This window comes from Vibrio sp. 2-1-2a, assembly GCF_032648565.1.
Lineage (GTDB): Bacteria > Pseudomonadota > Gammaproteobacteria > Enterobacterales > Vibrionaceae > Vibrio > Vibrio diabolicus.
Genome location: NZ_WBOH01000015.1, coordinates 42,974 through 51,897 on the forward strand (window position 1 = coordinate 42,974; position 8,924 = coordinate 51,897).

At 44.7% G+C, this 8,924-nt stretch carries 8 protein-coding genes and 1 pseudogene; 2 read left to right on the forward strand and 7 right to left on the reverse strand.

Annotated elements, in window-relative coordinates; translation table 11 throughout:
• The first annotated feature begins 207 nt into the window (after positions 1–207).
• Entirely contained in the window at positions 208–747 is a 540-nt protein-coding gene (locus F7Y48_RS22300; RefSeq protein WP_005395734.1) for a PadR family transcriptional regulator, read from the forward strand.
• A gap of 70 nt (positions 748–817) precedes the next feature.
• Here the strand turns inward: F7Y48_RS22300 and metF are convergent, their stop codons facing one another.
• The 3 genes from metF to F7Y48_RS22315 form a co-directional block, all read right to left on the reverse strand.
• The gene (gene metF / locus F7Y48_RS22305) at positions 818–1,720 is read right to left on the reverse strand and encodes a methylenetetrahydrofolate reductase (protein ID WP_005395737.1); all 903 of its coding nucleotides are present in this window, start codon (positions 1,718–1,720) and stop codon (positions 818–820) included.
• 261 nt (positions 1,721–1,981) lie between these two features.
• Entirely contained in the window at positions 1,982–4,390 is a 2,409-nt protein-coding gene (locus tag F7Y48_RS22310) for a bifunctional aspartate kinase/homoserine dehydrogenase II (protein WP_109170363.1), read from the reverse strand.
• 12 nt (positions 4,391–4,402) lie between these two features.
• A complete protein-coding gene (locus F7Y48_RS22315) occupies positions 4,403–5,566 on the reverse strand; it encodes an O-succinylhomoserine (thiol)-lyase (protein WP_104969870.1) in 1,164 nt (387 codons plus the stop codon).
• Between the two features lie 225 nt (positions 5,567–5,791).
• On the opposite strand from F7Y48_RS22315, the gene metJ reads away from it, so the two are divergent.
• Positions 5,792–6,112 carry a met regulon transcriptional regulator MetJ gene (gene metJ, locus F7Y48_RS22320; RefSeq protein WP_005381353.1) on the forward strand — a complete coding sequence of 107 codons (321 nt, stop codon included), beginning with the start codon at positions 5,792–5,794 and terminating at the stop codon, positions 6,110–6,112.
• A gap of 112 nt (positions 6,113–6,224) precedes the next feature.
• Here metJ and F7Y48_RS22325 read toward each other — a convergent pair whose 3' ends face one another.
• The 4 genes and pseudogenes from F7Y48_RS22325 to F7Y48_RS22340 all read right to left on the reverse strand — a co-directional run.
• Positions 6,225–7,502, reverse strand: coding sequence for a malic enzyme-like NAD(P)-binding protein (locus tag F7Y48_RS22325; protein ID WP_006742766.1), 1,278 nt, complete (start codon positions 7,500–7,502; stop codon positions 6,225–6,227).
• A gap of 203 nt (positions 7,503–7,705) precedes the next feature.
• Positions 7,706–8,182, reverse strand: coding sequence for a bacterioferritin (bfr, locus tag F7Y48_RS22330; protein WP_248382130.1), 477 nt, complete (start codon positions 8,180–8,182; stop codon positions 7,706–7,708).
• Positions 8,183–8,283: 101 nt separating this feature from the next.
• On the reverse strand, positions 8,284–8,472 hold the full coding sequence (locus F7Y48_RS22335) for a (2Fe-2S)-binding protein (RefSeq protein ID WP_031780493.1): 189 nt from the start codon (positions 8,470–8,472) through the stop codon (positions 8,284–8,286).
• Between the two features lie 331 nt (positions 8,473–8,803).
• Positions 8,804–8,924: pseudogene (locus tag F7Y48_RS22340) on the reverse strand (elongation factor Tu); the annotation flags it as partial.

An 8,924-nucleotide genomic window follows, 5' to 3' on the forward strand; every position in this document is an offset into this window, starting at 1 on the left:
CTTGCCTGCTGAGAGCTCATAAATCCAATCATACCTGCTCCAGCCATGATGGGACTCCCCATCTCTCTAGGTGATAAACGGCTTTAAGGTGACAGGACCAACATTGTTGGTGCTACTTATACATTAAAAAACTCAAGTGCCAGAAAGAGCACAGCTGAAAGTATAAGTAGCTTGTTTACAAGTTTATTGACCATTTGGATTGAAGACATGTCATTACCACACGTAATCTTAACTGTTCTTAGCACTCGCGACGCAACCGGTTACGATATCACTAAAGAATTCTCTGCTAGCATCGGTTACTTCTGGAAAGCAAGCCACCAACAAGTGTACCGTGAACTCAATAAAATGGCCGAGAAAGAGCTGGTTACTTGCGTATTAGAACCCCAAGAAGGCAAACCAGACCGTAAGGTTTACTCCATCACAGATGCTGGTCGCAGCGCTCTAGGAGAATGGTTTGATCAACCAACTGCACACCCGACTGTTCGTGATGAATTTTCAGCGAAATTGATGGCATGTGCCGTTCAACCATCAACACCTTTCCGTGATCAACTCGCCGAACTGGTTGAAGAGTCTCGCAAACTGGTTTCTCACTACAAAGAAATTGAAGCGGCTTACTACGCAACGCCGTCAACTTTAGACAAACAAGCTCGCCTAGAGCGTTTAACGCTTCGTCGTAACCTACTGTTACGTGAAACGTGGATCACGTGGGCTGAAGAAGTCCTAACAGAACTTGAAGTGATTGGTTAATTTCCTTTTACTTTGATACAACGAAAAAGGCTTGCCACTTGGCAAGCCTTTTGTCTTTTTGAAACCCGATTTATGCACCTACTACAGCGCGAGGACGAACGCCTAGCGTATGACATAAAGCGTAAGTCATCTCTGCACGGTTTAGGGTGTAGAAGTGGAAATCCTTAACGCCTTCACGACTAAGTACGCGCACCATATCAATAGCTTGGCTTGCTCCCACAAGCTGACGAGTCACCGGATCATCATCCAAGCCTTCGAACTGTTTACTCATCCAGCCTGGTACTTTCACATTGTTCTGCGCAGCAAAGCGAGAGGCTTGCTTAAAGTTCGATACAGGCAAAATTCCTGGCACAATTTCCACGTCAATTCCTGCCGCCACACAACGGTCACGGAATCGCAGATAAGACTCAACATCAAAAAAGAACTGAGTAATTGCACGGTTTGCGCCAGCATCAACCTTACGTTTTAGGTTCAATAAGTCAGACTGCGCACTTTTAGCTTCAGGGTGAACCTCAGGAAATGCGGCAACTGAGATATCAAAATCGTGACGTGATTTCAGCAACTCAACCAGATCCGAGGCATACATGTCAGGCGCACCGCCACCAGGAGGAATATCACCACGCAGAGCAACGATATTTTCAATGCCATTATTCCAGTAATCATCGGCAATATTAATCAACTCTTCGCGAGTCGCATCAATACAAGTGAGGTGAGGAGCAGCAACCAATCCGGTTGTTGCTTTGATTTCTTTAATGATGGAGTGCGTTCTGTCACGCTCGCCAGAGTTCGCGCCGTAAGTCACAGAAACAAATTTAGGTTGGAGCGTTTTAAGACGGTGCACTGAATTCCAGAGTGTCTCTTCCATCTTAGCGCTGCTTGGTGGAAAAAACTCAAATGATACATTGATGTTGTCTGACAACTCAGCAATATTCTGGTTCAAGGCGTCAATATGGCCTGCGTGCGTGTATCCCATCTTACTCTCCCTGTGGCACTCCGCCACGAAAACAAATTCCTTAAATCGACGTTTAGACGTCTATATGTCTATAGAATGTATTGAATACGATTTAATGTCAACCTTGTAATTATGAATTTTTCTCAAGTTAATAATGAGGATAGTTCAAGTTATTACTTGAACGTTATTTCACCACTTATCACAAGCCGATACTTCAGTATGGCACTGAAGGCAAAATAAAAAACCCTGGTCAGGTTCCAGGGTTTTAGGTATCTCGCAACTTTAGAATAAACCGGCTAATCGGTTGAGGTCGGATTGAATCGCGCCGGCTGTCACTTCTCTTCCTGCGCCAGGCCCTCGAATAACGAGTGGGTTATCTTTGTACCACTTACTTTCAATGGCAAAAATGTTGTCGCACGGCAGTAGGTTGGCGAGCGCATGTTCACGAGATAACGCTTCTACTCCCACCGTCGCTTTACCATTTTTTTCTAAACGAGCAACGTAGCGAAGCACTTGATCGTTTCTCTGTGCTTTTGTCAGGCGCTCTTGCAGTATTTCACTCAACAGTCCTCCGTTATCGAAGAAGTCATCGATGCTAAGTTCTGTTAATTCTTCTGGTACCAGAGATTCAACCTTAACGCTGCCCGGCTCAATATCGAGACCAGACTCTCGAGCTAAGATAACCAGCTTACGCATCACATCTGAACCATCTAAATCAGAACGAGGATCAGGCTCTGTTAAACCTTGCTGCCAAGCGAGGTCGACTAAATCATTAAATGGTACTGAGCCGTCAAATTGTTGGAATAACCATGATAACGTCCCTGAGAAAATACCCGATAGAGCAACGATCTCATCCCCACTTTCACGTAGATCTCGCACGGTATGGTTTATTGGTAACCCTGCACCAACCGTCGCGTTGTACAGCCAATAACGACCAATTTTAGCGAATGCATCTTGAACCTGATGGTAATACTGGCTATCTGCCGAACCCGCCACTTTGTTAGCGGAAATCAAATGAATGCCCTGCTGCGCAATATCAACATAACGGGCAGCGAGCTCCTTGCTTGCCGTGACATCCAGCACAACCGCTTCATCGTAATTTTGCAGAGCGCCCAGTTTATTGAGCCAGTGACCGTCATTCTCTATGCTTTCATCATCGAAGCGCTGTGCAACCGTTGCTGCATCAATACCTTGTTCATCGAACCAGTAGGTTTGACTATCCACGACTGCGACAAGGTCAAAGCTCATTCCATGACGTTTTTCGAGTTCACCTTTTTGAGTTGCAAATAGATTTAACCAACTAGAACCAATGTTGCCCTTGCCACATAAAGCCACCGCCACGCGCTTTTGCGCTTGGAACAACTGGCTATGAATCGTTTGAACCAACACTTCGGTATCAGTACGACGCAAAACGGCGACTAAACTCAGCCCCGACTCAGTTTCAGAAATAAATTCAACCGGAGAGTGTTTTAACTTCTGATAAAAACCAAAACAATGGTTGGCGTTTTTCGTAACGCCAGCGCCTACTGCCGCTAAGAGCGAGTAGCCTTCTTTGAGCTTAATCTCCGCTTCAACCGCAAGCTCTTGTAAGTGTTTCAGTGCGCCACCGGCAATTTCTGCGGTATACGCCAAGCGCAACGTGTGTTGATCGGGCTGTGCCTCAAATGCCAATGGCTCCAATTGCGCTCGCTGCAACGCTTGTAATACATCATTCTGTGTTTTTTCGAAGTCGTGCCCATGCATGAAAGACAGCTGCACCAATAAAACATCATCCAGCGAGGTAATAATTTTAGCGCCACGGCCAGATGCTAAGACACGCTCAATACGAGTAGAGCCCGATTCCGGCAGATAGCTACATTTGAGGTTGAGATCCATAGTACTTTGCGCCACAGGCTGAAGTGTACGACTGTGTAGGACTGGGGCGGCTAAACGGGCGAGTTCGCTGGCTTCATCCAATCGAAGTAACGGTAACAGACACGCGTCTGCCACCAAACGCGGATCGGCACTATAGACACCGGCAACGTCACTCCAAATGGTGACCGTGCTCACTTCAGCCAGAGCACCAATGACAGTTGCAGAATAGTCAGAGCCATTACGACCAAGTAAAATGGTTTCGCCCGCCTCGTTCTGAGCCATAAAGCCAGTAATTACCACACGTTTATGATTGTGTTGCGCGAGAACTTCTTTTATCAAAGGATATGAACGAGCGCGATCAACTTCAGGTTGAGTCCCGGCTTCCGCACGTAAAAACGCTCGTGCATCTTGTGCGACAGCGGGGATAGAACGTTGAGATAATAACGCGGCCAATAGGCGAGCAGACCAAACTTCTCCGTGTCCTAGTACCGCGGCTTTTTGCGCGCCAGTGAGTGGTGCTGTCAGCTCAGATAAGGTACTGAACTCATCATGCAGTAACGCTAATAGCTCTTCTTGTACTTCATTTTCCAACAAGTTTTCTATTAGCTCAGTTTGGAACTGTCTTAGGCTTTGAAGTGCTTCATGCGCGATTCGGCCATCTTTGTCTAACCCTTCTAGGAACTCAATCAAGCGGTTAGTGGTTTTTCCTGCCGCCGAGACGACCACAAGATCATTTTCCGTCGAATACTCCTTAAGAATATCCACAACGCGTAAATAGCATTCTGGGTTTGCTAAGCTACTGCCACCAAACTTATGCAGCTGACGTTGTAAAGTCATTATTATCGTCTCCTATTGTTGGGCAGCTTTAGCGAATGCTTGCTCTAAATCTGTGATGAGATCTTGTGCATCTTCCAAGCCGACAGACAAACGCAATAGTTGATGCGACACCCCCGCTTCTGCAAGTGCTTCCTCTCCCATAGCGCGATGCGTCATGGATGCCGGATGACAAATCAAGCTTTCAACTCCACCTAATGACTCAGCCAATGAAAACAGTTGGAGCTCTTTAACGAACACTTTTAACTGCTCAAACGAACCGGCAAACTCAAAGCTCAACATAGAGCCAAAACCAGTTTGCTGCTTTTTAGCAATGTCATGACCTGGGTGCTCCGGCAGGCTTGGATGATAAATGGTTTTAACTAACGCTTGCTTCTGGAGATAAGCCAGTACCTGCTGTGAACTCTCTTCATGCACTCGCATGCGAGCACCAAGTGTACGAATGCCTCGCAACGTCATATAACTATCGAAAGGTGTGCCAGTCGCACCAATGCAATTGCCCCACCATGCAAGCTCTTCTGCATGCGCTTCTGTTTTGGTGATGATCACGCCACCAATCACGTCTGAATGACCGTTGATATACTTCGTTGTGGAGTGAATGACGAAATCTGCGCCCAAGTCCAAAGGCTTTTGGTACACGGGTGTCAAAAAGGTATTGTCCACCGCAACTAACGCGCCGACTTGTTTCGCTTTTTCACAGGTAGCTGCAATATCCACTACGCGAACCAGAGGGTTTGACGGAGTTTCTAGCAAAATGAGTTTTGGTTTTTGTGCTAATGCTGCATCCAAAGCTTGCTCGTCTGATTGATCGACAAACTGAACCTTAAAATCGCCTTTGTTGGCTCGGGTATTAAAAAGACGATAGGTGCCGCCATAACAATCGTGAGGAGCAATAATGAGATCATCAGGGCCAAGAAAAGCGGACACCCATAAATTTAATGCCGACGTACCGCAGTTCGTGACAACCGCTCCTTTTCCAGACTCGAGTTCAGATAACGCACTTTCCAACAGTCCGCGGTTTGGATTTCCAGATCGCGTGTAATCATACTTAGGTACTTCACCAAAAGCAGGAAAACCATAGTTAGTGGAAAGATAAATAGGTGGAACGACAGCGTGATATTGGCTGTCTGATTCAATACCAGTGCGTACTGCAATGGTCGCAGGTTTGCGAGAGCTCATGGGTGTATCCTTTCACGGGTAATGACTTCTAAATGGGAATGCGCTATATCTAATGAGTAAAATAAAGTGATCAACACGCTTCCTTTGCTGTTCTGTTCACTTTACTCGTCAAAAAATGAGACGTCAACACTTCTAGACGTCTATATGTCTTTGCTTATGGCGGTAAATGCAGCTAAAATCAGCACCTAAATTATTTTTAACCGATTACATAAATGAAGGTGTGCAATGGCTGACTGGAATGGCGAATACATTAGCCCATATGCAGAGCACGGCAAAAAAAGCGAACAAGTAAAAAAAATTACCGTCTCTATCCCGCTAAAAGTTTTAAAAGTGCTAACTGATGAGCGTACTCGCCGTCAGATCAATAACTTACGCCATGCAACCAATAGTGAATTACTATGCGAAGCATTTTTGCACGCGTACACAGGTCAGCCACTTCCAACAGATGAAGACCTTCGTAAAGACCGTCCAGATGATATTCCAACAGAAGTAAAAGCACTGATGACCGAAATGGGCATCGAATTTGAGTCGTTTGACGAAGAGTAAAAAGCGAGACTGGAGGCTTCAGATAGCAATTCTTATCTCGAGCCAAAAGAATGATATAAAAAATGGGACGCGATTGCGTCCCATTTTTTGTACATCACATCTAATAGATATATTACTCTGCCATGTAGTTTTCAGGCATCTCGATACGAGCAACACCTGAATCAACTGCCGCCTGAGCCACAGCTTTTGCAACACGTGGTAGTAAACGTGAATCCATTGGTTTTGGAATGATGTAGTCTGCACCAAACTCAAGCTTATCGACGCCTGCGGCCTTCAATACAGTTTCAGGTACAGGCTCTTTTGCTAGCTCACGAATCGCCTCAACGGCTGCAAGTTTCATTTCATCATTGATTTCACTTGCGCGCACATCAAGAGCACCACGGAAGATGAATGGGAAACACAATACGTTGTTTACTTGGTTCGGGTAATCACTACGACCAGTCCCCATGATCAAATCATCACGAACAGCGTGGGCAAGTTCCGGCTTAATTTCAGGATCTGGATTCGAACATGCAAATACGATTGGCTTATCTGCCATCAGCTTCAACGCTTCCGCTGGCAATAGGTTTGGACCAGATACACCTAGGAACAGATCCGCGCCTTCAATCACATCTTCTAATGTGCGTTTGTCCGTGTTGTTTGCGAATAGCTGCTTGTATTCATTAAGATCATCACGACGAGTGTGGATTACACCTTTACGATCCAGCATGTAAATTTTTTCGCGCATTGCACCACATTTAATCAGCAGCTCCATACACGCAACGGCTGCAGCGCCAGCGCCAAGACAAACGATCGTTGAGTCTTCAAGCTTCTTACCTTGAAGTTCGATCGCGTTCAGCATGCCTGCCGCCGTTACAATCGCAGTACCGTGCTGATCATCGTGGAATACTGGTACATCACAACGCTCAATTAGACGCTTTTCAATCTCAAAACAATCTGGTGCTTTAATATCTTCAAGGTTGATACCACCAAAGGTGTCTGCAATGCTTGCAACAGTATCAACAAATTCATCGATCGTGCGGTGCTTAACTTCAATATCAATAGAATCAAGACCTGCAAAACGTTTAAACAGTAACGCTTTACCTTCCATTACTGGCTTAGATGCAAGTGGACCTAGGTTACCTAGACCTAAAATAGCGGTACCGTTAGAAATAACAGCAACCATGTTGCCTTTCGCTGTGTACTTGTACACGTTATCAGGGTTTTGTGCGATCTCACGCACTGGTTCTGCAACACCAGGGCTGTAAGCAAGGGCAAGATCACCCGCCGTTTCCGCAGGCTTTGTCAATTCGACAGCAATCTTCCCTGGGGTTGGATAAGCATGGTAATCCAATGCTTTTTGGCGATGTTCTTCTTCTGGAGTGGCTGCTTGGCGATTGTCTTCAGACATGGACGTTTCTCTTTTTTATTTTTAGGTAAGGGGGCATAAATTCTATCGGATAGAAATCAAACTTCATAGGCAAGATTGCGAGCAATATCCTTAAAAAGCCGATAATAAAAGAGATTAGACCAGATAGCGGGGATAAGCACCTGATTTTCGAGTCAGGTGCTCTTTTCTTCTTACAATTGAAGTGCGCAAAATCCTGGACGTTATTACTCTTCGTCTACGTATTGCGCTTGGAGGTAGTTCTCAATGCCAGACATTTCAATCAAGCCAAGTTGCGTCTCTAGCCAATCAACATGCTCTTCTTCATCTTCAAGAATATCTTGAAACAGATCGCGAGACACATAGTCTCGAATGTCTTCAGCATAGGCAATCGCATCTTTTAAATCTGGAATGGCGGCCATTTCAAGCTTTAAGTCACACTCGATCATTTCTTTAGTGTCTTCACCTATCATCAACTTGCCTAAATCTTGTAGATTCGGTAAGCCCTCAAGAAACAAAATACGCTCAATCAGATGATCGGCATGTTTCATCTCATCGATAGATTCGTGATATTCCTTATCTGCTAGGTGCTTTAACCCCCAGTCCTTATACATTCGAGCATGAAGAAAATACTGATTAATAGCGATGAGCTCATTTCCGAGCACTTTATTGAGATGTTGGATGATGATTGGATCGCCTTTCATGACAAAAACCTCCTCTTTAGCTTCATTTAAATGTAGAAGCAAATGAGAAGGTGTCAAAACGCTAGGCAAATAATTACTTAATTACCGCATGCTCACAGTAATTAGCTAGCTTGTTTGAATACCGTGTAACTGGTTTCCGCTAAAATATCCTTGGCCTGTCTGATGCACTTACCACATTGGCTACCCAATGCTGTGCATTTTTTGATTCCTTTAATATCCGTTACGCCTTCATCTATCGCCAACTTCCTAATTTTCTTGTCGGAGACCCCATGGCAAAGACAAACGTACATACTCAAAAACCTATTAAATTAACCTGTGGCAACCAATATAAACAAGAATAGTTCTTGTTACCAGTCGCATTGATAGGCCTGTTCAGAATATTTTGTTATATAGATTTGGTGACAGTAGGCAAAGATCAGAGGGTTAGGTGTTACGACTAAAGGTGTTGAAAAATAGAGCCGGTAATATTCTGTTTTTAAATTAAAAAATTAACGAATTTCCTACGAACACTTATAACCAAATATAATTTAGATATAAAAAAGGGAAGCCTAAGCTTCCCTTTCTCGATGCGCTTTCTTCATAAAGAAGAAGAGTGCAAGATTTCGTTTAATTCGTTATGAATTAGTCGAAGATCTTAGCAACAACACCAGCACCTACTGTACGGCCACCTTCACGGATCGCGAAACGTAGACCTTCGTCCATTGCGATTGGTGCGATTAGCTCAACAGTCATCTGTACGTTG